Here is a 21,994-nt window from a genome sequence, read left to right on the forward strand (position 1 = left end):
GACCGGATAGCAGGCGAGGTTATTTAGCCAGCAGTTCTCTGCGAATAATCTCTGCGCCAGCGCTCAGGGCATTCAGCTTGCCTCTTGCTACGTGGCGAGGCAGCGGGGCCATGCCGCAGTTGGTGGAAGGGTAGAGCTTGTCGGCATCAACGAACTGAAGCGCTTTACGCAGCGTGTCGGCAACTTCCTCTGGCGTTTCAATGGCATGATTTGCAACGTCAATTGCGCCGACCATCACTTTTTTACCGCGGATAAGCTCAAGCAGATCCATTGGCACGCGGGAGTTGTGGCATTCCAGCGAGATGATATCGATATTCGATTTTTGCAGCTTTGGAAACGCTTCTTCATACTGGCGCCACTCTGAGCCCAGCGTTTTTTTCCAGTCCGTGTTGGCCTTAATGCCATAGCCGTAGCAAATATGTACGGCAGTCTCACATTTCAGCCCTTCAATGGCTCTTTCCAGAGTCGCAATTCCCCATTCATTCACTTCGTCAAAGAAGACGTTGAATGCGGGTTCGTCGAACTGAATGATATCGACGCCTGCGGCTTCCAGCTCTTTGGCTTCCTGGTTGAGAATTTTGGCGAATTCCCAGGCCAGCTTTTCGCGGCTCTTATAGTGGTTATCATAGAGCGTATCTATCATCGTCATCGGGCCCGGCAGAGCCCATTTAATCGGCTGTGTGGTCAGCTTGCGTAAGAATTTGGCATCTTCAACAAATACGGGCTTCTGGCGAGCCACGGGGCCAACGACTGTCGGGACGCTCGCATCATAGCGATTACGAATTCGGACGGTCTCGCGTTTCTCAAAATCAACGCCGCTAAGGTGTTCGATAAAGGTGGTGACAAAGTGCTGGCGCGTCTGCTCGCCGTCGCTGACGATATCAATATCCGCGAGTTGTTGCTCGTGCAGGGCTAAACGCAAAGCATCCTGTTTACCTTCAATTAATTCCTGATCCTGCAATTTCCACGGCGACCACAGAGTTTCAGGTTGTGCAAGCCAGGAAGGTTTAGGCAGGCTACCAGCAGTCGAAGTCGGTAATAATCTTTTCATAATAAATGACCTTAATATTTTTAGTTAATCAACGTGCGTAATTAGCGGACCATTGTTCAAGTATAGTTTTATAGGGTTTTATGAAGCTCTCCTCGGTGAACTTTCCTTGCTCAATCGCTAACCGGCTACGTTCTTCTCGATCATAAACAATTTGCGTGACTGAATGATCCAGGTGCGTCAGGTTTGGCTGGTAGTGCAGTCCTGCTGGGGAATTAGCATTATAAATTTCAGGGCGATAGATCTTCTGGAACGTCTCCATCGTGCTGATGGTCGCAATCAGTTCAAGATCGCTATAATCGTCAAGTAAATTACCGGAAAAATAGAAAGCCAAAGGCGCGACGCTATTTTTCGGCATGAAGTAGCGAGCCTGTAGCCCCATTTTACTGAAATAGTGGTCGGTCAAAGACAGATCGTTTTGCTGATATTCAATGCCCAGAACAGGATGTCGGTTACCGGTCTGGTGATAAGTATTTTTACTTGAAACACTTAAACAAATAACAGGTTGCTTCTTAAATTTCTCTTTGTAAACACCGGACTCAACGAAGTGCTTAAAGATATTGCCATGCAGAACACCAAAGTTCTCCGGCGTGCTGAAGTCAGCTCGCTGCTTATTGTAGTCCGGTAGTAACACGCTGAAGTCATAATCACGCACGTAAGAAGAGAAGTTATTCCCAACAATACCTTCATGGCGCTGATTAGTTTTTTTGTCAACAATGTTAGTTTTCAGTATTTCAATCGCCGGGAAAGTCTCGCCATTGCCCTGAATATCAACCTCAACGGAGATGATTTCAAGTTCAACAGAATAACGGTCCCCTTTCGGGTTGTCCCAGTGCGCCAGAGAATTGAAACGATTGTCAATCATCGTTAAGGCATTGCGCAGGTTCTCCTGGCGTTTCTCACCTCTGGCCAGGTTAGCAAAGTTAGTTGTGATGCGCGTATTTCCCGACGGGTTATAATTCTCGTCGAAATTAATGCTCTTAATAGTAAATGCAAACTCTTTCATCGTAATCTGGCACCCTAATTTCTGATATAAAATCTGTTTTTATTTCTGGCTTCTTCAGGAATGACCACTTTTATTTTGTGGCTTCCTCTGCGGTGAACTTCACATTGTCAATAGTTAATAGCCCTGCATATCTTATGCCTGAGTCACACTTTGAGGAAAAGTGATTTAATTTCACAGAACATGAACGAATTTCATGATCGCTAAAGTGGCGTGGTGCAGAATTGAGACATGCGTTGAGCCTTAGTAAGATAAACCTTTTAAAATCATGCGTTTTAACGATTTTTTGGTCAGTGAAAATAACTATCAGATGGTTAAGTCCTTGTTATTTATAAGCCATTAAAGACCACTAAACCTCCGACGTTTCTGCCCGGTAAGACCGGTCACAATCTTCCCTCAGTGCACAATCAAAAACCGGAAGACATCTGACCCGCATTAACAAAAAACAGAGCTTATTTATTGGAAACCCAAACCGAGATACTCAGCGCTCCTGCCTGATTATGCCCATCGGTATAATGGAAGCACCAGCATATATTCCGCTGCAACTGAGTTTCCAGTTATCATGTTTTAGTGATTTATAGCTAATTATTGAGGTTTCCAATAATTAACCACATTAATACTGTTGACTTGTACAGTGCTAATAGCAGAGGGTGAGGGGTAAGGAGAGAGTGGTACCTTAAAAAAGCGCCCCCAAATGGCGCCAAAACACCAGGTGAGGGCTAACCACAATGCAACTGACAAGGAGTCACACCATGACTGGTACTGATAGTAACACATTTAGCCAACAGAAAGTCACAGGCACACAAAACCTTATAGCCGGAGATATTGCTGCCTTATTAAAAATACCCATGGGAGCAAAAGACGATTTATTTTATGTACTGAATGTTTGCCGCCGTTGTGTCGGTGAATTAATCGAAACAGATAATCATGTTGAATATATTGCGCTGTGCGGGCGTTTGCTTGCGGGGTTCAATGTTCTGAGAGTTGTGCTGGATAATCCGCTGCCAAAATATCTTATTGAGCAATTAACAGTAGAAGAAGGGTATTCAGAAGCGCTGCGAACTGCGCTTGAAACCGAGTCCGAAACCATCTGTGACTATTGTGCCGCCTTATCCATGGTGCTGCTGAACCAGCAGCTTTCGGCGGGACAGCAGATACAGATAACCGACCTGCTGTATGAAGTGTTCATCATGTTGGATCAGGATTTAAAAGCGCCGCGCTTTGTCCGCACCAAAAAAGGGCTGGCAATGATAGACGGTGGTATCGTTTCAGGTGTCCACTAAGTCGTAAAGCTTCCCGCTTTCTCAGCCGGCATTGCTGAAAAGGCGGGGAAATGAAACGCGGTACGCCGTTTAATTACCGCATTTCTGGTTAAGTACCCAAAGTGAGAGGGAATTCTTTGTGAGCGTGCCACAAACAAAATCTGAACTACTTTTAGCAATTGATAAAAATTTCAGTAAATTAATCAGTTATCTTAGCAAAATACCGCATGAGTTGGCCTCTGAGAAATCGATGGATGGTCACGTAAAAGGTACGGAAATGAGCGTTCGGGAGCTTGTATCGTACCTGCTGGGGTGGAATTCGCTGGTTGTGAAGTGGATAACTCAGGAGGCCAAAGGCTTGCCCGTTGATTTCCCCGAAACCGGCTATAAGTGGAATCAACTGGGGCTTCTCGCACAAAAATTTTACTCTGATTACCGGGCGCTAAATTACGATTCATTAATTGAAGCACTTCAGGCTGAAAAAAATGAAATTGTGAAACTTATAGATGAGCGTTCTGACGACACTCTGTACGCAAAACCCTGGTATACGAAATGGACGATGGGGCGAATGATCTCATTTAACACCTCTTCGCCCTACGCAAATGCGAACGGGAGATTAAGAAAGTGGGCAAAAATTAAAGAAATCAATCTTAAATAAATAACGAGGAAAAGATTCGCTTCTCGCTCATAGCCGCTAGATGCGAAACGCACACAGCTAACTTTATGGTGTGTTAATAAACGGAGAGCAGGTTAAAGGTTGCCGGTTTGTTGTTCTTTTTGTTCAACTTTGCAAAGATGTATCGCACACGGCTCCAGACCAGCCACGTTATCAGGAGCAGGACCTACTCTCCACGACGCTTGCCCTGTGTACTGGAATATTGACATTAAACTGGTTCTGCTTTGAGGGCTCCTGTATGACCATCTTTCATCAACTTACGGCCACCAGTCTGGACGGCCAGCTTATCTCTATGACCGACTACGCTGGTAAGGTAGTTCTGGTCGTTAATACCGCCAGCCATTGTGGATTCACGCCACAATACGGCGGCCTTGAAGCGCTCTATAAAAAATATGCCGCCCAGGGGCTAGTGGTACTTGGTTTCCCCTGCAACCAGTTCGGCAAACAGGAACCCGGCGGCGCCGACGAAATTGCGCAGACATGCCACATTCACTACGGTGTGAGCTTCCCTATGTTCGCGAAAGTAGAGGTGAACGGAACCGCAACGCATCCGGTGTTTCGTTATCTGAAAAACGAATTGCCCGGCGTACTGGGTGGGCGGATCAAGTGGAACTTCACTAAATTCCTGATCGGACGCGACGGTAAACCGCTCAAGCGTTTTGCACCGTTCACCAGCCCGGCAAAAATGGAAGTCGCAATCCTTTCTGCACTTGAAAGCTAAGTATTTCAGTAATTCGAACCCTTCGAGTTTCCAGCGCTTTCGAAAAAACTATTATCCGTGGGAGGATAACCTCCGCTGTTCGCTTGTAATCGACCTCACGGTTCTTCAGTCAAACTGCTTCGTGCCAGAAGCGGACCGTTAGCTAGTCGCAGCAGCATATTTCGGAGGCTCTTCTGGACAAATGAAAAACATCATCACATGTAAACTCAGGCGGGATTTCAACGTTAAAGCAGTATTTTTCATTGGAGAACCCAGATGTTTACTCATATGCGTATTGCCAAACCCGTCACCAATCTCGAAAGATCTTTTCTGATGTACAGCCAGGGATTGGGTCTACATAAAATTGCTGAATTCAATGATCATGACGGTTTCAATGGAATAATGTTAGGGCAGGGAGACGTAGACTGGCACATAGAGTTCACCTTTTGCCAAAACCATCCCGTTCAACCTTTGCACACTGAAGAAGATTTACTCGTTCTTTATTACTCGGATGAAAATGAATGGGTGCAAGCCTGCGAAAGAATGATTGATGCTGGTTTCAGAGTGATAGAGTCATTCAATCCCTACTGGGACGTGAACGGAAGGACATTTGTTGACCTCGACGGATATAGGGTGGTTATCCAAAACAAGACGTGGGCGTAATCCCAATAAATATTGCAGTGTTGCCTCCGTCCAGCTGCAGGCTAAACATCCGCTCCTCGCTCAAACCAGACTCCATCCGCCGGGGAGCAGTCTGCTTATTACTTCACAAGCCGTTAATTTTTCTACAAAGGATTATTTCTAAAACGAGAGGGACGGTAACGCTCAGGGATTTCATCGTTCTTACCGTCGCGTAATTCTTCAGAAACCAGCCTTCCGATGGTAGCTGCACATGTAACCGCCGGGTGCATAACTGCCACATAAACGCTTTTGCTCTCATCAGTAAAGCCAAGAACGGGGTACCCATCCTGCAGGACAGGGCGTTCTCCCACGGAGTATCGGGTGAGAGAGGCAGACTCTGCACCCCTGAGCCTGTTTCTTACCGATGTCTGAGCCGCGTTAGCCGTTTCCCTGACGTTGCCGTTTGTTGGGTAATCCTCAGCGGCGAATAAATCCCCATTATGGTTATGCCGAACTTCTATATCATCACCAGCGATGAGCGTTTTGACTACGCGCCGGGGGACTGCAAAGCGCAGCAATATAGCGGGTGATGCCAGAACCGGAACAGAGGTCCCCGCCGCCTCAGCTAACGTGGGAATGCCGGTTCCACAGGCCAACACAACGCAATCCGCCTCCAGCTTACCCCGTGAGGTCAGAACTGTTGTCATCGTACCTTCGGCCATGCAGATACCCGTAACGGTCGTTTGGTTTTGCACTACCGTCCCCATACCACAGGCCTTGTCCAGTAATATACGTGTCGCTTCGGCGGCATCAATGGCACCGTCTTTTGCAGCATAGCGGGCTTCAGAGGGGGGACGTAGCGACGCAGGCTCAAGGCTGGCGACCCCGGCTCTGCGGAGAAGGCTTTCGTCCGGCAGGCAGGCCTGAGGCGTTGCGCCGTATTTTAACGAACCACTCCAGTTGATCTGAAGTTCCGGTATTTGTTCTTCCAGCCTGTGCCAATCCGCAAGCGCGGCACGCCGCAGAAGCACATCGGGCGCATCATCACTCACCGCGCCAGTTAGCCAGCCAAACGCGCTGCCTGTCGCCCCTGATGCAGGCTCATTTTGCTCAATAATGGTGACGTCAAATTCAAGGCGAGCAAGATGCCAGGCGATTGAAGCACCAACGATCCCTGCACCGACGACGACGATCCTTTTTTTCATGCTGCCCAGGGTGGCTTCCTCCCGCGTGGGTAATAGATTCATGCCATGATGCAGAAGTTATTTATTACCGACAACCTGCCAGAAATTGCAAATACCTGGCCGGGGCCAATTCAGGCAGCCGTTTCTTCCCGCCGTTGGTATTGCGTATAATACGTCGCGATAAATTCTGACAATTACTGTGGTAATGGTATGGATCTCAATCGTTGTTGTTTTTTGCTACTGATCCTGGTGGCGCTCGGAAGTATTTTCACATCCCATCCCTTTGTTATAGGGTTGCTGCTTGTCAACATACTGACGCTGGTGATTTACGGCGTGGACAAAATGGCAGCTCGTAAGGCGTGGCGCAGAGTGCCAGAAACAACTTTGCTGATATTCGGGGTTGTAGGTGGGTGGGGTGGAGCGCTTGTTGGGCAGCAGCTCTTTCGCCATAAAACACAGAAGCAGCCATTCAAAACATACTTCATTATCAGTATTATAGTGAATATTGTGGCGATCACGGCGGCATATCGGCTCTATCCCTTTTCCCTCTACTGAGTGTAAACCTCGGCACGTTGCCCTGGCTATGGATAGCATTCCGGTTGAGTTATGGAGAATGTGTATGAATATTGGAATGGATGACTTGTCGCTGGTGGGTTTATTTGGCGGCTGTATCTACGGGGCGTATACCATCATCCGGGGAATCAAAACCGGCGAGATTGTCACCTACATCAATCGTCGTAAGAGAACGTTCCGCCGCGGGGAGCGTTATTTTACTGCCGTTCTGGCCATACATTCACTTCTCATTGTTGCAGGGACAGGTATGGGCGGATGGCTGGTATGGCAACGTTTTACCTAGCCGCCTGAAGGGCTGAAGCTCTATGCAGCGAGCAGATAAAAGGGGCGTTACACAACCTCAACCAGCTCAAACTCTTCTGCCACAAGTTCCATTGCTTCATGGTATGTCCCTTCTCTTAAGAAAAACTCTTTATGGCCTTCTCTCCAGTATCTGAGGCTGAGATCGCCTTCGCCTTCTTTTCTTGCAAACTCTTCGGCTACATCGCAAAAGCGAACTATCCGCATAGCGATGGTTCTGATAACGCAGGCTGGCTCTCCTTTACCGTTAAGAACAATGCTGTAACTGCCAATCGTCGGGGATTCATCCTCATTCTGGAATGATGAGAGTGAGCAACAAGTTGCTGTTTTTATTCCCTTAACAACAAGTTCAGCCAGCTCGTCTGCCATGGCTGGAGTATCTCCAAATGGCCATGCAATCGCACCAGGATAGTTAACTTTTAAGTCGTCAATTTTGCGCATTGTTAAATCCCTAAGAACAATATTATTGGCTACGCAGGCAATCCCAGTAAGAGGGCAGCCAAGGTTACAGCAGCAAAGAAAATCCCGCTTTGGCGGGATTATGTCAATGTAATGGCGTTTTTATTCGGCAAACTTCAGCAGTGCCTCACCATCAAGGCGATAGCGCACCCATTCTGACTGCGGCAATGCGCCAATACTCAGGTAAAAATCAATGGCGGGCTGGTTCCAGTCCAGCACGCTCCACTCAAGGCGGCCGCACTTTCTGTTTACTGCGCACTGCGCGATGTTTTTCAGCATTGCTCTTCCCGCACCTTTGCCGCGATAATCAGGAGAAATATATAAATCCTCCATATAAATACCGCTACGCCCAAGCCAGGTGGAATAGCTGGTAAAGAATACGGCATACCCGGCGATTTTATTATCAATCTCACAAATCAATGCTTCGCTATTACTGCCTGCGCCAAAGAGGGTTTCCCGGATCTCGTCCGGGGTAGTGACGACTTCTTCCGGGGCCTTTTCATATACGGCCAGCTCAAAGATCATATCGTAAATGGCTGCTGCATCTTCCGGGCGCGCCTGGCGAATAGTTATGTTCATGAATTTCCCTGCGATTTCTTTATGATGTCGATATTGATGGCGCTAAGCATAAGGGTTATTGTCAGAAGAATTAAGTGCAATGAAATCACCCAATGATGAATATTATGCATCCAGCCCTGAGGCGTCTTGATTTAAACCTTCTGCCGGTATTTGACGCGATTTATCGCCACCGTTCCGTTCGCCGGGCGGCAGATGAACTGGCGATGAGCACATCGGCGCTGAGCCATGCGCTGTCGCGGCTGCGTATCACCCTTGATGATCCGTTATTTTACCGGGAAGGGCATCATATGTGCCCCAGCGTGTACGCGACCCAGCTAGCGCCTTCTATTGCTTCGGCCCTGAAATTTCTTAATCAGGAACTGGCCCCGCAGCCAGAGTTTAAAGCCGCAGGCAGTACCGAGCGTTTACAGATTGCGATAACGGACTTTACCGCATTTTGTATTTTTCCGGCCCTGATGCACAAATTGCAGCATGAAGCGCCCGGCTTGCGCTTTGAGTTACTTTATTTGCCGCACACACCGGCGCTGACGGAGCTGCTGGCGGGCGAGGTAGATCTGGCGCTAGGGTTCAGCACGCCGGACGAAATCCGGCATCCGGAACTGGAAGAAATCAGCTGGTTCGAAGATGAGTATGTCGTTATCAGCAATAAAAGCCGAACACGGCTGACGCTGGAAGATTATCTCGCCGCCAGACACCTGGTCGTCACGCCGTGGAATGAGAAGCAGGGCGTAATGGATTTGCAGCTTGAGCAAATGGGTTACACGCGGCAGATAGCAATCAAAACGCCGTCTATGCTGAGTGCGCCGTTTATTGTGGCGGAAAGTGATTTGCTAATGGCGCTCCCACGTTTTGCCGCTGAGAAACTGATGCACTCTGCGGAGATCAATGTTTTTGACTTACCCTTCAGCGTTCCTCCGTTCGAAGTGAAGATTTATTCTCATAGCCGGAGCGGCAAGCGCGGCGCGACGTCGTGGTTAAAAACAACGCTGCAAATACTGGCGAAGGAAGTGAATTCAGGTCGATGAGTTTTAGCGGGCTGCTGAGGCTCTTCGCGGGAAAAAATATCCGTTATCATTATTGTCGCTAACAGGGCTAAACTACTCATATCTATGAACTCTCTTCATCAATAAAGGCTAAGAAGGGAGGTTTAAATAAGGAAGTGCCCGATGCTCAAAGAGAACTTCAACGAACTGCAAAGCTTTCTTGTGGTAGCGCGAGAGCGGAGTTTTACCAAAGCGGCCGCGAAGCTTGGCGTTTCACAGTCGGCGCTCAGCCATGCGATGAAGGCGCTGGAGGAACGCCTGAACGTCAGGCTATTAACCAGAACCACACGCAGCGTTGCGCCTACGGAAGCGGGCGAAAGAATTATGGCCTGTCTGGAGCCGAGAATAGCCGATCTTGAGCAGGAACTGGGGGCGCTTATCCAGCTGAACGGCACCGCCTCCGGTAATCTCCGCCTGTCCGCGGGGGAGCATGCCGCCCGCAGCCTGGTGTGGCCGAAGCTAAAACCGTTTCTCAGAGAATACCCGGAGATCAATGTCGAGCTGGTGGTGGATAACGGCTTCGTTAATATTGTTGAAGGCCGCTTTGATGCTGGAGTTCGTCTCGGGGAAAGCGTTGATAAAGACATGGTTGCCGTAAAAATAGGGCCGGATATGCGTATGGCGGTGGTCGGTTCGCCGGGTTATTTCGCCGCAAACCCCGTGCCGAAGACGCCGCACGAGCTTCAGGCTCATCGCTGCATCAATATGCGGTTGCCAACCGCCGGTGGCCTGTACCACTGGGAATTTGAAAGGGAAGGGAAGCCGCTGCGCGTGGGCGTTGAGGGGCAGCTGACGCTAAACCAACTGCCGGAAAGAATAGACGCGGTGCTGTCGGGGTTTGGGCTTGCCTGCGTGCCTGAAGATACGGTTCAGACGTATGTAGAGTCCGGGGCGCTGATTCAGGTATTGCATGAGTGGTGCCCGTCATTCCCCGGCTATTATCTCTACTACCCCAGCCGCAAACAGCATCCTTCTGCTTTTGCGCTGATGATAGATGCCCTGCAATGCTCGGCAGGCCAGCTAAACCTTAGCGGCCTGTGCGGGCCTGAAGCGCCGCAGGGTAACGGTCGCCAACGATTTTCACCGTTTCCAGCGCCAGGGCGATTTTGCTTAAATCACTCTGTGACAGGGTAACTTCTATTGCGCCCAGGTTTTCCTCCAGCCGGTGCAGTTTAGTGGTCCCCGGGATCGGCACAATCCACGGTTTTTGCGCCAGTAACCACGCCAGCGCAATTTGCGCCGGGGTTACGCCTTTTTCGGCGGCGATGTTACCCAGCAGAGCCACCAGTCCTGCATTGGCTTCACGCGCTTCTGAAGCAAAACGCGGCACCTTACTGCGAAAGTCATCTTCGCCGAACGGGGTTTCTGCCGTGATGGCTCCGGTCAGGAAGCCTTTGCCCAGCGGGCTGAACGGCACAAACCCGATGCCTAACTCTTCCAGCAGCGGCACAATCTCTTGTTCAGGTTCGCGCCACCACAGAGAGTATTCACTTTGCAGGGCGGTAACCGGCTGTACGGCATGCGCCCGGCGTATCGTCTGTGCCCCGGCCTCGGAAAGCCCAAAATGCTTAACCTTGCCTTCGGCAATCAGGTCTTTCACCGTACCGGCGACATCCTCAATTGGTACCTCCGGGTCAACGCGATGCTGATATAACAGGTCAATCACGTCGGTTTTGAGACGGCGCAGCGATCCTTCCACCGCTTCGCGGATATGCTCCGGGCGGCTGTTTAAAATCTGCTGCTTGTTGTCACCCCCGAAGGTAAAGCCGAATTTAGTTGCGATAACCACGCGATCGCGCAGCGGTTTTAAAGCTTCGCCGACAACTTCCTCATTCAGATAAGGGCCGTAAACTTCGGCGCTATCAAAAAATGTCACGCCGCGCTCTACGGCTGCTCGAATCAGTTCCACCGCCTGACGAGTATCCGTTGCCGGGCCGTATCCGTGGCTAAGCCCCATACAGCCCAGACCCAGGGCAGACACTTCCAGCCTGGCGTTACCGAGAAAACGTTTTTGCATTAGTATTTACCTTTTCTGTCGCTGTTAAACATCGAGTTTACGGCCCGTCAGCCATTCGACCATGGCCGGGTCACGATGCGAGAAAAATGCGCTCGTTGCTGTATCAAGAGCGGTAATGCGCATCATGTCTTCGGGGCTGAGTTCGAAATTGAGGATGTGGATGTTCTCTTCCATTCGCGCTTTTTGTACTGATTTAGCCAGTGAAACAATGCCGCGCTGGAACAGCCAGCGCAGGACAACCTGGCCCACGGTTTTGCCATACTGCTCACCTATGGCGGTTAAAACGGGATGCTGAAATAAGCCATTTTTACCTTCGGCAAATGGCGCCCAGGCTTCAGGCCGGATGCCCCGGCTTTGCATCCACGGTGCGGCATGTAGCTGCTGATTAAAGGGGTTAACCTCAACCTGGTTTACGGCCGGAACGACTTTATTGAAGGCCACAAGGTCGGCGAGCCTGTCGGGATGGAAGTTACTCACGCCAATGGCACGAACTTTTCCGGCCTGCTGCAACTCCTCCATAGCACGCCATGCGCTATGAATGTCGCCGTAGGGCTGGTGGATAAGGTAAAGATCGACATAATCCAGCTGCAGGCGATTAAGCGAACGTTCAAACTGCGCTTTTGCGCCTTCGTAATGGGTATCCTGTAGCCACAGTTTCGTGGTAACAAAAAGTTCGTTACGCGAGATACCGCTTTGCTTCAGCGCATTCCCGACCTGAGTTTCATTTTGATAAGAAGCGGCGGTATCAATCAGGCGGTAGCCCGTTTCGAGGGCGTCAATCACGGCCCGCTCGCACTCGTCGGCGTCCGTCATCTGGAACACGCCAAAGCCCAGCAGGGGCATTTCAATACCGTTATTGAGTGTTACTGTTTGCATGGCGTTACCCTTCAATCGTTGTGTGTGAAGAGCATAACGCAGGGGGATTTATTCGATTAGAGGGCATAATTCGCAAGGGCTTATTAGAATTATTCATTAATCATGATATTGCCTGAGGAGACTGTGGCTGCCCGTCTATGCGCTAATAAAATAGCGGCTCGGGTAAGGCCGAAACCGCCATCATGCAGGCTTTCTTTTTTGCGAGGCTGGAAAGAGAGGGTGATTATGTTTCTTGAGCTTCTCCGGTTTTAAATTCTGATGTATCCAGCAGCGGCATAGTGCCATTTTTCTTGAAACCATAATTACCAAGTGCAATAGCCAGGTGACTTATAGAGTCAGAATTGATAAAAAGTGCTTCCTCTTTAATAGTCGAGTTTGTGTTAAAGATATCAACAAATTCCTTTATATTCATGTTGTATAAATGGCTAATATATAGGTCTGTGAAGATATTTCTCTGTTCCAGTTTTCTGGTTGAGGACGAATAATCATCTGATACGTCATCAAGTTGAGCGTGAACGGCAATCTCTGAACCTGATTTATCATCTAAACACGATTTCTCTTTTATAATCTGAAATAAATCCACTTTAGAATGATGGTGGGCTACTTCATGAATAAGAGCGTTAATCGCATTAAGAGTGCATTTCCCAAAGAAGTTGTCTGTCAGAAATATGACTTTGTTATGGCCATCTGAGATGGATGCCGCAGTAATGTTGGCGTTTGCGCTCGTACTGCTGTATCCATAATATACGGAGTTTCTTTTGCTTTTTAGACGTTCAGCTATATCTGATTTTATTGAGTTGTATAAAGGAATGAGTCTTGATTTAATACCCTGAGGATCGACTATGCCATAGTGTCGCAGATGATTATCGAGCTCATCGTTATTTTTGTCTTCTAATTGTAAGATTGCTGAGTCCAGGGTTTTTATAGCGTTATAGGCAACGCCTTTGAAAAATTCATATTTATCACGTTCAATACATCTTAATTCATCAAGCCCTCGGGTAACAACATTAAAACCATCACTATTCAGGAGGGTTACAATATCATCAGGAAGATGTGAGGCAGAGCAGATCGAATCGGCTTCAGCGCCTGGGAATATCAGAGGATCATGGCGGGAAATAAACTCACCTGTTGCATACAGCGCATTTGAAATGGGGTGTAACAGGTTGTTGGTAGAGATAAATGAAGCGCTATCGGAGGGAGCGGTTAGCTGATTATTTTCAAACCGGAACTGACTAAGAAGAAGCATTAATGGAACAGCCAGTCCCTGGCGTGGAGCGGTATTTTGTGGAGGGGAGCGACTCAGTTCGAGATAAGAATTGGCGACTTGATTAATATTCTTTCCCGTGCGGAGTATTTCATCCGGCGTGGCCGGGTTCTTTGAGGTGGTTACCCGAGTTTGTAGCGTGTTTTTCCCAAAGGAATCATGAATGTTATGCTTATAAGCTCCGGTTGAAGCCCTGTGCTGCGATGCTGAAATTGGCATATTAAAATTTCCTTTTAATCAAAAGAAAGTATTAAAAATTTCGCACACGCATAACTATCAATTAACGACCTTTATTCTGGTTGTTTTTTAACTTAACCAGCCTGCCGATCACCAACCCATAATACGTGGCCAAATCTCAGGCACAGAGCTGCTCTCGTCTACAACGTAGTAATGCTGGTGCATGGCGGCGGTGGCGCAGGCGTGGTTGGGAAAAATACGCACCCGGCTGCCGACGGGGAAATCATTTACCGTGAATGAGGCCTGCTGTGCCAGCTCAATAATGCCGTGCTCCTGGTTGGTAGTGTTGACGATTAAACCTTCAAGCGGATCTCCGTTGGGGCTGCAAACCATGCCGTAGCCATAATCCTGGCTCTGGTTTGCCGTGCCCCTGTCGCGGGATAGCGCCATCCAGCCTGCGTCTATAAATACCCAGCCTTTGTCGCGGTTATGGCCGATAACGGTGGCTACCACGCTGATTGCGATGTCTTCAACACGGCAAACGCCAATGTTTTTCATTACCAGATCGAACGTGGTAAACACTCCGGCCCGCACTTCGGTGATATCGGTCAGGTCTTCGGCGAAATGCGCCGTCGGGGTTGCGCCAACGCTTAATATCGGGCAGTCAAAACCCCACTCTCGTAATCTGTAGCCAGCGGTTCTGATGGCCACGCACTCTGTTTTAGCGGCGGCGCGGATCTCATCGTCAGTGCGGCACTGGTAAGACTCGCCCGCATGTGCAAGCAGGCCGGTAAGCCGTGAGCCACCGTCTTCAATAATGCGAGCCAGCTCGGGCAGAGCTTCGCTGTGCGGCGGAATGCCGCCGCGATGTCCGTCGCAGTCCACCTCAATAAACACCGAAAACACAACGCCGTTTTGTTGCCCATACGCGGCCACCGCCAGAGCCTGCTGCTCGCTGTCGAGCAAAATGTGCATCTCCACGCCTTGCTGCATCAGCCGGGCAACACGCGGCAGTTTGTGCGGGGCAATGCCAACGGCGTAAAGCAGGTTGCTATAGCCCGCTGCGGCAAAAGCCTCGGCTTCTGCGAGAGTTGAAACGGTTGCCGGGGAGCAAGTATCGCGCAGCAGATAGCGGGCGGCATCTGGCGAGCGTAATGTTTTAAGATGCGGCCTTACCCGGCTGCCCAGCGCTTCAACGCGGGAATACAGCCGCGCGATATTGCGCAGGTATTTGCTTTTATCAATCAGTAAAAATGGGGTGTCGGGTGCTTGCGGACATTCAGCGAACATAGCGATTCTCCTTATGGGGGAAGCTCATGTTGCCATTCGTCTGGTTAGGTATAAATTAATATAAAATCAATAAATGATTAGGTTTTAAGTTAATGATAAGCAGCGACGACCTCTATTTTTTCCGCACCATCTCCGCCCACGCTACGCTTGCCGCGGCGGCGCGGGCGATGAACGTTACGCCTCCCTCGGTGACGCAGCGCCTGAAAGGGCTAGAGCAAAAACTCGGCGTCAGCCTGATCCTGCGGCCATCGCGGCAGGTTTCCCTTACCGATGAGGGTTCGCTGCTGCTTAGCCGGGCGGAAAAAATTCTCGCTGAACTGGCCGGTTTGCAGTCGGCAATGGACGACCGGAGGCAAACGGTCCGAGGGAAGCTGCGCGTGCTGGCCCCATTAGGCTTCGGTAACGACTACATCGCGCCGCTGCTGGGCGATTACGCCGCTCAGCACGAAAACCTCGAAGTGGAACTAACGCTCTCCGACGACCCGCACTGGGCCACGCTGCACAAATGGGATCTGGTGATATTTATCGGTGAACTGCGGGACTCCAGCATGCACTGCATCCGGCTGGCGGCCAACCGGCGTTTTATCTGCGCTTCGCCGGGTTACCTGAGCAGGCGGGGGACACCAGCCGCGCCGGAACAGCTGGCTAACCACGACTGCATCGCCCTGCGTGAAAACAGCGAGGACGTTACCCTCTGGCGTTTTTCCGGCCAGGAGGGCGATTGCCCGCAGCGTATTGCCCCGCGCCTGTCGAGTAATGAAGGCCGGGTGGTGAAGGAGTGGGCGCTGGCTGGGCGGGGGATCATTATGCGTTCCGAGTGGGATGTGCTGCCGCAGATCAACGCCGGTTCGCTGGTGCGCCTGCTGCCGGAGTATCAACTGCCGGATGCCGACATCGTGGCGCTTACCGGCTCTGCGCCTCAGGAAAGAAGCCCCAGAACGCAAAAATTTATCGACCTGTTACGAGAAAAACTCTCTTCCCGTCCGTGGGAAAGAGAGTCGCGTGCGGGTTAAATCAGCTGGCCGTGTTTTCTGGTTTGATCCTGAACCAGATGGCGTACATCGCAGGCAGGAACAGCAGGGTCATCACCGTGCCGCCTAACGTACCGCCGATGAGCGTATAAGCCAGCGCGCCCCAGAATACCGAGTGGGTGAGCGGGATAAACGCCAGAATCGCCGCCAGGGCGGTGAGCAGAACCGGGCGCGAACGCTGAATCGTCGCCTCCACCACGGCGTTAAACGGCGTGAGGCCCGCCAGCTCGTTATGCCGTATCTGCCCGATGAGAATTAAGGTGTTACGCATCAAAATTCCCGACAGCGCAATCAGCCCCACCAGGGCATTAATACCAAACGGCTGGTTGAAGAGGATAAGCGTTGGCACCACGCCAATCAGCCCCAGCGGGCTGGTGGCAAACACCATCAACATGGCTGAAATCGAGCGTACCTGCAAAATAATTACCAGCAGCGTCAGAGCAATCATTATCGGGAACAGCGGAGCCATGGCCGCGGTGGCTTTGCCGGATTCTTCAATCGCGCCCGCTTGCTCAATCCTGTAGCCCGCCGGGAGCTTGTCGATAATCGGCGCGATTTGCTTCAGCATCGCCGTAGAAACATCCGGCGGCTGGAGGCCTTCCGCCACGTCGCCGCGTACGGTGATGGTCGGCGTTCTGTCCCGGCGTCTTAGCACCGGGTCTTCCATTACCACTTCGACCTTGCCAATCTGCGAAAGCGGCACTTTCTGGCCGTCCGCGCCCATCAGCGTTAGCGCCGAAAGCTGCGCCGGATCGTTACGGATCTCGCCCCTCGCTCTGCCCGTGACCTGCACGGAGCGAATATCCTCCCGAACCTCGGTAAGCGGAGCGCCGGAAAGCAGGAACTGTAATTGCTGCGAGACGGAAGCGGTAGTCAGGCCCACGGCATTCAGGCGGTCCTGGTTCAGCGTGAAGTGCAGCGTCGGCACCCTTGATCCCCAGTCGATATTCACGGTGCGCATCTGCGGGCTGCCGATCATCACCGCTTCAACCCGGGCGGAAATATCCCTTAACACGTCCGGGTCCGGCCCCATAACGCGAAAGGCAACGGGGTAGGGAGTGTAAGGCCCGAATACCAGCTGGGTTACGCGTACTCTGGCTTCGGGCGCAAGCCCGTCGCTAATCGCCTGGCGTAGCCGGAATTTCAGCGCCTCGCGGGCTTCCGGGTCGGGAGTGAGGATAACGATTTTGGCAAATGACGGGTCGGGCAATTCGGGTGCCATAGCCAGGTAGAAGCGCGGTGCGCCCTGGCCAATATAGGAGGTCACGATTTTTGACTCTTTCTGCCGCCCGAGCCATTTTTCAATCTTCTCTGTGGCAAGCGTGGTTTGCCCGATGGCCGTGCCGTAAGGCATCTGCACTTCTACCAGCACTTCCGGGCGGTCGGAAATAGGGAAGAACTGCTTCTTAACCACGGCCATTCCGGCGATGGCGAGCAAAAATAAGCCCACCACTGAGCCCGCGGTTAGCCACTTTCTGGCGATGACTTTTTTCAACAGTGCTCTGAAACGGTTGTAGTTTTTACTGGTGTAGACAGCGTGCTCTGCCAGCACCGCTTTATGCCGCTCGGGCAATAATTTTACCCCCAGATAAGGCGTAAACACTACGGCTACCAGCCAGGAGGCAACCAGCGCGATGCCGACAATCCAGAACATGTTGCTGGTGTATTCCCCGGCGGTGGAGTGGGCAAAGCCGTTTGGCATAAAACCGATAGCCGTTACCAGCGTGCCCGCCAGCATCGGCGCGGCCGTGTGGCTCCAGGCATAGGCCGAGGCTTTTACCCGGCTGTAGCCTTCCTCCATTTTCACCACCATCATTTCAATGGCGATAATTGCGTCGTCAACAAGCAGCCCGAGCGCCAGGATCAGCGACCCGAGGGTTATCCTGTCAAAGTTTTTATCCGTCGCCGCCATGACGATAAACACCACGGCAAGCGTCAGCGGCACGGCTGCGGCGACCACAATGCCGACGCGCCAGCCCATGCTCAAGAAGCACACCAGCATCACCACCAGCAGGGCGGCGAAGAACTTCATCATAAACTCGTTAACGGCGGAGCTGATGTTGACCGACTGATCGCTGACTTTGCTTAACGTCATGCCCAGCGGCATACCGTCGTTGATTTTGCGGGTTTCACTATCCAGCGCTTTACCCAGCTCCAGCCCGTTCCAGCCGTCGCGCATTACTACGCCGAGCAGCAGCGCCGGTTCGCCGTTATTGCGCACCAGGAACGTAGCCGGATCTTCATAGCCGCGATCCACGCTGGCAACGTCGGAAAGTTTCAGGGTTTTTCCCTGAGCCACAATCGGGGTGTTGCGGATTTTATCCAGCTGATCCAGCGCCCCGTCCAGGCGAATAAACACCTGAGGGCCGGAGGTGTCGATGGATCCCGCCGGGCTTAGCAGGTTCTGGTTGCTTAGCGCTTTAAAGATGTCGAGCGGAGAGACGCCAAGGGTTGCCAACCGGTCGTGTGAGAACGAAACGAAAATACGCTCCGCCTGCTCGCCGATGATATTGACCTTTTTCACGCCGGGAACGTGGAGCAACTGCTGCCGCAGGTTTTCCGCGTCACGCACCAGCAGGCGCTGCGGTTCGCCCTTTGCCTTAAGGGCAAACAGGGCGAAGGTTACGTCGGAGAATTCGTCATTCACCAGCGGGCCGATAACGCCGTCAGGCAGGTTTTTGGCTTCGTCGCCGATCTTTTTACGCGCCTGGTAAAACGCTTCCGGCACGGCAGCCGGTGGCGTGCTGTCTTTTAAAGAAACGATGCTGTAGGCGAGGCCGGGCCGGGTGTAGGTTTCGGTGCGGTCATAAGCATCCAGCTCTTGCATCCTTTTTTCCAGCGGCTCGGCCACCAGATCCTGCATTTGCTGCGCTGTCGCGCCCGGCCAGGCGGTTATCAGGGTAAGCTGTTTTACGGTAAAGGGCGGGTCTTCCGCACGGCCAAGCTTGAGAAACGCGATTATCCCGGCAAGGGTTATCAGCAGGATCATAAACAGGGTGACCGATTTCTCCCGCACCGCGAGCGCGGAGAGGTTAAAGCGCTGGTCGCTCATTATGGCGCTCCCGCTACGTCGGGGGTGCTCTGGGCCTGCGGCCTGACTTCTTCGCCTTCGTGCAGAAGGTGGACGCCTAACGCCACAATGCTGGCATTATCCGGCAGCGCGGCGGAAACCACGGCGGACTCATCGCTGATTCTGAGAACGGTGACCGGCTGCCAGCTCACTTTTGCCGGTTTCCCGGAGACGACCCAAACGCCGGACCCTTTCTCTTTGCCCGCGTCGTAAATCGAAGCCAGCGGAATGGTCAGGTTTTGAGACCGGTGGCCGCCCTCGGGAATATCAATCGTTACCGTGCTGCCGAGCGGCGCCTGCGAGAGCGGGGGAGCTAGAACAAATTTGGCTTCGAAGGTTCGCGTTTGCGGGTCGGCTGCATCGGAAAGCTGGCGCAGCGTGGCCGCAACGGGTTTTCCGTCACCGCCGTACAAATGAGCGCTGGCAACGGTGCCGATATCGGGGCGCAGGGTCTCCGGCAGGTTAACTACCGCTTCACGCTGCCCGGCGCGGGCCAGCCTTATCACCGCTTGCCCGGCGGAAACAACCTGGCCTGGCTCGGCCAGAGTCTCCACCACCACGCCGTCAGAGTCCGCCGTCAGCACGGCGTAGTTCATCGCATTTTTCGCAACGTTGGCCTGCGCCAGCGCGGCCTGAAGATCGGCTCTGGCGCTGTCGGCCTTGGCTTTAACCTGGTCGTACTGAGAAGCTGAAATTGCCCCGGTGCCGATTATGCTCCGGTAGCGGGTTTCGTCCGCTGCGGCCTGCTTTGCACGCGCTTTTGCCGCCGCAACGGCCTGGTCTTGTGCTCTGGCCTGCAAGCTTAGGTCCTGCGGGTCCAGCCGCAGCAGAGGCTGGCCGTTTTTGACCGTTTGCCCTTTATCCACCAGGCGCTCAAGGATCTTACCGGAGACGCGGAAACCCAGGTCGCTTTGAATGCGGGAGGCCACAACGCCGGTGAATGAGCGCGCGGCGTCGTTTGCAGGCTGCACGGTGCTTGTTCGCACCAGCGGAGGCTGGGTTCGCGGATCGTCTTGCTTAGACGAGTTATCGCAGGCGGTAAGGGTTGTGCACAGCAGGGCAGCAACCACCGGAAAAGGCCGAAGACGAAACATACGTTCCCTTATAAACGCGAGTCAGGAACGCGATAATTATTCAAGTGACCAATTTAGTCAATGGTCACAAAATGCCGTCATGGCATCAGGCTTTTTAGGATCAGGGCGGGAAGCTGCTGCTCCGCCTGCTTCGCGAGGTCGAGGTTGTATTGCAGCTGAACCGGATTAATAAAGGGCAGCATCACCAGAAAAACGGCATCCACGGTCTCATCCAGCGGGCTGCGGCGCTCAAACTCGCCTGACTGGCGGCCTCTCTGGATAATATTTGCTAACATAATTTTCAACTGCTGCTTGTAGCGCTCGGCGGACGGCCAGTTGTGCTGGCAGGAGGCAATAGCGATATCGTGCAGCTTGCGGTCATAGAAGAACAGGTCGCTGCCCGCGGCAATCAACTCGCTAAACATTGCCCGCAGCTGCGCCGACGCCCCGTTAGCGTCGTTTACCGCGGCGCTGACTCTGTCTATCATCAACGTAAGTCGGTTATCGCAGATAACTTCGCCAATTTCCTGCTTGGATTTGAAGAACTTATAGATATAGGCTTTGGAGTAGCCAATCGCTTTGGCCAGGTCTGAAACCGTGGTTTTTTCAAAACCATAATGGCCGAAGAAATCTGTCGCGGCGTGGATAATCTGCTCCCTGACATTGTGTTCGGCAGGCCCTCTGGTTTCTGCTGCCTGGACGCTGGTATCGGACATGCGTGCTCCCTGTAATCGAACGAGTGAATGGTGACCATTGTAGCATTGGGTTACCCGCGGTGGATTATTCTAATCCTAAAAGGTGTTCAGCACGGCTTACCGTGCTGATAGAAATAATCAGGTTACTGCCCGAGCATCTGTAAAAAACGCTTTACCGACGGAGATCGTTCGAACTGCCGGCAGGCCACGGCGACATCGGTTTTTATTTCATCGCCGCGTATCGGGTGGAAGGTGACATTCGGGCTGGCGATACAAGCCATCGAGGCGGGTACCAGGGCAAAGCCGAATCCGGCGGAAACCATGCTGAGCGAAGAAGATATCTGCGAAGCCTGGCAGGCATTTTTCAAATCAATATTGGCCCGCAGGCAGGCGTTATACATCATTTCATAAAGCCCCGGCGCGACTTCCTGCGGGAACAGCACCGGCGGCACGTCTGCCAGCGCGGCCAGCGCCAGCTCATTTTCACCAGAAAGCGGATGATCCCGGTGCAGGGCAATCATCGTCGGCTCCTCATCTACCAGCCGCAGGCTGAAACGTTTGCTGCTTTCGCAGGGCAGGCGCACGAACGCCACGTCCAGCAAGCCCTCATCCAGCTCCTGCATTAGCTCCGCCATATTCGTCTCCCGCTGCCGCAGTTCGATGGCGGGATATTGCTGCTGAAATTGCCGCAGCAGCGAAAAAATCTTCGGATTGAAAGCGTTTGAACTGGCAATACCCAGCGAAAGCTTGCCGTTTATGCCGCGCGCAATGCCGCGGGCTTTTTCCAGCGCGGCGTCGCTGTGGGCGAGGATCTGGCAGGCATCCTGGTAGAAGGCCTCCCCGGCCTCGGTCAGCTCCACGCCGCGGGTCAGGCGGTGCAGCAGCGGGGTGCCCACTTCGCGCTCCAGGCGCTGTATTTGCTGGCTGAGCGGCGGCTGGGAAATCCCAAGCAGTTCGGCGGCTCGGGTGAAGTTGCGCGTCTGGGCGACGGCAACAAAATAGCGGAGATAGCGAAGTTCCATATCAAAAACGTCTTAAACCTGAGGGAGTTTT

The 21,994-nt window shown here is 52.2% G+C and carries 22 protein-coding genes; 9 read left to right on the forward strand and 13 right to left on the reverse strand.

Going from position 1 to position 21,994, the window contains the following annotated elements:
- Nucleotides 1–19: 19 nt before the first annotated feature.
- Both HMPREF0201_RS08880 and HMPREF0201_RS08885 read right to left on the reverse strand, forming a co-directional pair.
- On the reverse strand, nt 20–1,051 hold the full coding sequence (locus HMPREF0201_RS08880) for a methionine synthase (RefSeq protein ID WP_039898186.1): 1,032 nt from the start codon (nt 1,049–1,051) through the stop codon (nt 20–22).
- Between the two features lie 28 nt (nt 1,052–1,079).
- Complete coding sequence (locus tag HMPREF0201_RS08885) at nt 1,080–2,054, reverse strand: DUF1852 domain-containing protein (RefSeq protein WP_016536247.1); 975 nt, start codon at nt 2,052–2,054, stop codon at nt 1,080–1,082.
- Between the two features lie 749 nt (nt 2,055–2,803).
- On the opposite strand from HMPREF0201_RS08885, the gene HMPREF0201_RS08890 reads away from it, so the two are divergent.
- The 4 genes from HMPREF0201_RS08890 (at nt 2,804) to HMPREF0201_RS08905 (ending at nt 5,352) form a co-directional block, all read left to right on the forward strand.
- Entirely contained in the window at nt 2,804–3,334 is a 531-nt protein-coding gene (locus HMPREF0201_RS08890) for a hypothetical protein (protein ID WP_039898188.1), read from the forward strand.
- Between the two features lie 118 nt (nt 3,335–3,452).
- Nucleotides 3,453–3,971 (forward strand): ClbS/DfsB family four-helix bundle protein, encoded by a 519-nt coding sequence (locus tag HMPREF0201_RS08895; RefSeq protein WP_016536250.1) that lies wholly within the window; start codon nt 3,453–3,455, stop codon nt 3,969–3,971.
- Nucleotides 3,972–4,227: 256 nt separating this feature from the next.
- Nucleotides 4,228–4,710: a glutathione peroxidase gene (locus HMPREF0201_RS08900; RefSeq protein WP_016536251.1), complete on the forward strand. Its 483-nt coding sequence runs from the start codon at nt 4,228–4,230 to the stop codon at nt 4,708–4,710.
- 255 nt (nt 4,711–4,965) lie between these two features.
- Entirely contained in the window at nt 4,966–5,352 is a 387-nt protein-coding gene (locus tag HMPREF0201_RS08905; protein WP_016536252.1) for a VOC family protein, read from the forward strand.
- Between the two features lie 122 nt (nt 5,353–5,474).
- Here HMPREF0201_RS08905 and HMPREF0201_RS08910 read toward each other — a convergent pair whose 3' ends face one another.
- On the reverse strand, nt 5,475–6,557 hold the full coding sequence (locus HMPREF0201_RS08910) for an NAD(P)/FAD-dependent oxidoreductase (protein WP_016536253.1): 1,083 nt from the start codon (nt 6,555–6,557) through the stop codon (nt 5,475–5,477).
- A gap of 147 nt (nt 6,558–6,704) precedes the next feature.
- Between HMPREF0201_RS08910 and HMPREF0201_RS08915 the strand changes: the two genes are divergently transcribed.
- Both HMPREF0201_RS08915 and HMPREF0201_RS08920 read left to right on the forward strand, forming a co-directional pair.
- Nucleotides 6,705–7,049, forward strand: coding sequence for a DUF1294 domain-containing protein (locus HMPREF0201_RS08915; RefSeq protein ID WP_016536254.1), 345 nt, complete (start codon nt 6,705–6,707; stop codon nt 7,047–7,049).
- A 64-nt stretch (nt 7,050–7,113) separates the two neighbouring features.
- Nucleotides 7,114–7,350 (forward strand): hypothetical protein, encoded by a 237-nt coding sequence (locus HMPREF0201_RS08920; protein ID WP_039898189.1) that lies wholly within the window; start codon nt 7,114–7,116, stop codon nt 7,348–7,350.
- 47 nt (nt 7,351–7,397) lie between these two features.
- Here the strand turns inward: HMPREF0201_RS08920 and HMPREF0201_RS08925 are convergent, their stop codons facing one another.
- Complete coding sequence (locus HMPREF0201_RS08925; RefSeq protein WP_016536256.1) at nt 7,398–7,808, reverse strand: ASCH domain-containing protein; 411 nt, start codon at nt 7,806–7,808, stop codon at nt 7,398–7,400.
- Between the two features lie 120 nt (nt 7,809–7,928).
- Nucleotides 7,929–8,405, reverse strand: a complete 477-nt coding sequence (locus HMPREF0201_RS08930; protein WP_016536257.1) for a GNAT family N-acetyltransferase — start codon at nt 8,403–8,405, stop codon at nt 7,929–7,931.
- 92 nt (nt 8,406–8,497) lie between these two features.
- Here HMPREF0201_RS08930 and HMPREF0201_RS08935 point away from each other — a divergent pair, with 92 nt between their 5' ends.
- Complete coding sequence (locus HMPREF0201_RS08935; protein WP_016536258.1) at nt 8,498–9,430, forward strand: LysR family transcriptional regulator; 933 nt, start codon at nt 8,498–8,500, stop codon at nt 9,428–9,430.
- A 141-nt stretch (nt 9,431–9,571) separates the two neighbouring features.
- Nucleotides 9,572–10,582, forward strand: coding sequence for a LysR family transcriptional regulator (locus HMPREF0201_RS08940; RefSeq protein WP_016536259.1), 1,011 nt, complete (start codon nt 9,572–9,574; stop codon nt 10,580–10,582).
- Here HMPREF0201_RS08940 and HMPREF0201_RS08945 read toward each other — a convergent pair.
- The 4 genes from HMPREF0201_RS08945 to HMPREF0201_RS08960 form a co-directional block, all read right to left on the reverse strand.
- Entirely contained in the window at nt 10,476–11,465 is a 990-nt protein-coding gene (locus HMPREF0201_RS08945; RefSeq protein WP_016536260.1) for an aldo/keto reductase, read from the reverse strand. The genes HMPREF0201_RS08940 and HMPREF0201_RS08945 overlap by 107 nt on opposite strands.
- Before the next feature lie 24 nt (nt 11,466–11,489).
- The gene (locus HMPREF0201_RS08950) at nt 11,490–12,341 is read right to left on the reverse strand and encodes an aldo/keto reductase (RefSeq protein ID WP_016536261.1); all 852 of its coding nucleotides are present in this window, start codon (nt 12,339–12,341) and stop codon (nt 11,490–11,492) included.
- Nucleotides 12,342–12,564: 223 nt separating this feature from the next.
- Complete coding sequence (locus HMPREF0201_RS08955; protein WP_039898190.1) at nt 12,565–13,824, reverse strand: KH domain-containing protein; 1,260 nt, start codon at nt 13,822–13,824, stop codon at nt 12,565–12,567.
- Nucleotides 13,825–13,932: 108 nt separating this feature from the next.
- The gene (locus HMPREF0201_RS08960) at nt 13,933–15,072 is read right to left on the reverse strand and encodes a DSD1 family PLP-dependent enzyme (RefSeq protein WP_016536264.1); all 1,140 of its coding nucleotides are present in this window, start codon (nt 15,070–15,072) and stop codon (nt 13,933–13,935) included.
- A gap of 92 nt (nt 15,073–15,164) precedes the next feature.
- Here HMPREF0201_RS08960 and HMPREF0201_RS08965 point away from each other — a divergent pair, with 92 nt between their 5' ends.
- A complete protein-coding gene (locus HMPREF0201_RS08965) occupies nt 15,165–16,085 on the forward strand; it encodes a LysR substrate-binding domain-containing protein (protein ID WP_016536265.1) in 921 nt (306 codons plus the stop codon).
- Between the two features lies 1 nt (nt 16,086).
- Here HMPREF0201_RS08965 and HMPREF0201_RS08970 read toward each other — a convergent pair whose 3' ends face one another.
- The 4 genes from HMPREF0201_RS08970 to HMPREF0201_RS08985 all read right to left on the reverse strand — a co-directional run bounded on the left by HMPREF0201_RS08970 (nt 16,087) and on the right by HMPREF0201_RS08985 (nt 21,963).
- Entirely contained in the window at nt 16,087–19,155 is a 3,069-nt protein-coding gene (locus HMPREF0201_RS08970; RefSeq protein WP_016536266.1) for an efflux RND transporter permease subunit, read from the reverse strand.
- Nucleotides 19,155–20,267, reverse strand: a complete 1,113-nt coding sequence (locus tag HMPREF0201_RS08975; RefSeq protein ID WP_016536267.1) for an efflux RND transporter periplasmic adaptor subunit — start codon at nt 20,265–20,267, stop codon at nt 19,155–19,157. Before HMPREF0201_RS08975 ends, HMPREF0201_RS08970 begins: the two co-directional genes overlap by 1 nt.
- A gap of 77 nt (nt 20,268–20,344) precedes the next feature.
- Nucleotides 20,345–20,962, reverse strand: a complete 618-nt coding sequence (locus HMPREF0201_RS08980) for a TetR/AcrR family transcriptional regulator (protein ID WP_016536268.1) — start codon at nt 20,960–20,962, stop codon at nt 20,345–20,347.
- A gap of 122 nt (nt 20,963–21,084) precedes the next feature.
- Entirely contained in the window at nt 21,085–21,963 is an 879-nt protein-coding gene (locus HMPREF0201_RS08985; protein ID WP_016536269.1) for a LysR family transcriptional regulator, read from the reverse strand.
- Nucleotides 21,964–21,994: the final 31 nt, after the last annotated feature.

It is taken from the genome of Cedecea davisae DSM 4568, assembly GCF_000412335.2.
GTDB classification, from domain to species: domain Bacteria; phylum Pseudomonadota; class Gammaproteobacteria; order Enterobacterales; family Enterobacteriaceae; genus Cedecea; species Cedecea davisae.

Bases quoted from the DNA above. Each gene is read 5' to 3' on its own strand.
- HMPREF0201_RS08880 (WP_039898186.1), bottom strand. From the start codon at position 1,051: ATGAAAAGATTATTACCGACTTCGACTGCTGGTAGCCTGCCTAAACCT.
- HMPREF0201_RS08885 (WP_016536247.1), bottom strand. From the start codon at position 2,054: ATGAAAGAGTTTGCATTTACTATTAAGAGCATTAATTTCGACGAGAAT.
- HMPREF0201_RS08890 (WP_039898188.1), top strand. From the start codon at position 2,804: ATGACTGGTACTGATAGTAACACATTTAGCCAACAGAAAGTCACAGGC.
- HMPREF0201_RS08900 (WP_016536251.1), top strand. From the start codon at position 4,228: ATGACCATCTTTCATCAACTTACGGCCACCAGTCTGGACGGCCAGCTT.
- HMPREF0201_RS08905 (WP_016536252.1), top strand. From the start codon at position 4,966: ATGTTTACTCATATGCGTATTGCCAAACCCGTCACCAATCTCGAAAGA.
- HMPREF0201_RS08910 (WP_016536253.1), bottom strand. From the start codon at position 6,557: ATGAATCTATTACCCACGCGGGAGGAAGCCACCCTGGGCAGCATGAAA.
- HMPREF0201_RS08915 (WP_016536254.1), top strand. From the start codon at position 6,705: ATGGATCTCAATCGTTGTTGTTTTTTGCTACTGATCCTGGTGGCGCTC.
- HMPREF0201_RS08920 (WP_039898189.1), top strand. From the start codon at position 7,114: ATGAATATTGGAATGGATGACTTGTCGCTGGTGGGTTTATTTGGCGGC.
- HMPREF0201_RS08925 (WP_016536256.1), bottom strand. From the start codon at position 7,808: ATGCGCAAAATTGACGACTTAAAAGTTAACTATCCTGGTGCGATTGCA.
- HMPREF0201_RS08930 (WP_016536257.1), bottom strand. From the start codon at position 8,405: ATGAACATAACTATTCGCCAGGCGCGCCCGGAAGATGCAGCAGCCATT.
- HMPREF0201_RS08935 (WP_016536258.1), top strand. From the start codon at position 8,498: ATGATGAATATTATGCATCCAGCCCTGAGGCGTCTTGATTTAAACCTT.
- HMPREF0201_RS08940 (WP_016536259.1), top strand. From the start codon at position 9,572: ATGCTCAAAGAGAACTTCAACGAACTGCAAAGCTTTCTTGTGGTAGCG.
- HMPREF0201_RS08945 (WP_016536260.1), bottom strand. From the start codon at position 11,465: ATGCAAAAACGTTTTCTCGGTAACGCCAGGCTGGAAGTGTCTGCCCTG.
- HMPREF0201_RS08950 (WP_016536261.1), bottom strand. From the start codon at position 12,341: ATGCAAACAGTAACACTCAATAACGGTATTGAAATGCCCCTGCTGGGC.
- HMPREF0201_RS08955 (WP_039898190.1), bottom strand. From the start codon at position 13,824: ATGCCAATTTCAGCATCGCAGCACAGGGCTTCAACCGGAGCTTATAAG.
- HMPREF0201_RS08960 (WP_016536264.1), bottom strand. From the start codon at position 15,072: ATGTTCGCTGAATGTCCGCAAGCACCCGACACCCCATTTTTACTGATT.
- HMPREF0201_RS08965 (WP_016536265.1), top strand. From the start codon at position 15,165: ATGATAAGCAGCGACGACCTCTATTTTTTCCGCACCATCTCCGCCCAC.
- HMPREF0201_RS08970 (WP_016536266.1), bottom strand. From the start codon at position 19,155: ATGAGCGACCAGCGCTTTAACCTCTCCGCGCTCGCGGTGCGGGAGAAA.
- HMPREF0201_RS08975 (WP_016536267.1), bottom strand. From the start codon at position 20,267: ATGTTTCGTCTTCGGCCTTTTCCGGTGGTTGCTGCCCTGCTGTGCACA.
- HMPREF0201_RS08980 (WP_016536268.1), bottom strand. From the start codon at position 20,962: ATGTCCGATACCAGCGTCCAGGCAGCAGAAACCAGAGGGCCTGCCGAA.
- HMPREF0201_RS08985 (WP_016536269.1), bottom strand. From the start codon at position 21,963: ATGGAACTTCGCTATCTCCGCTATTTTGTTGCCGTCGCCCAGACGCGC.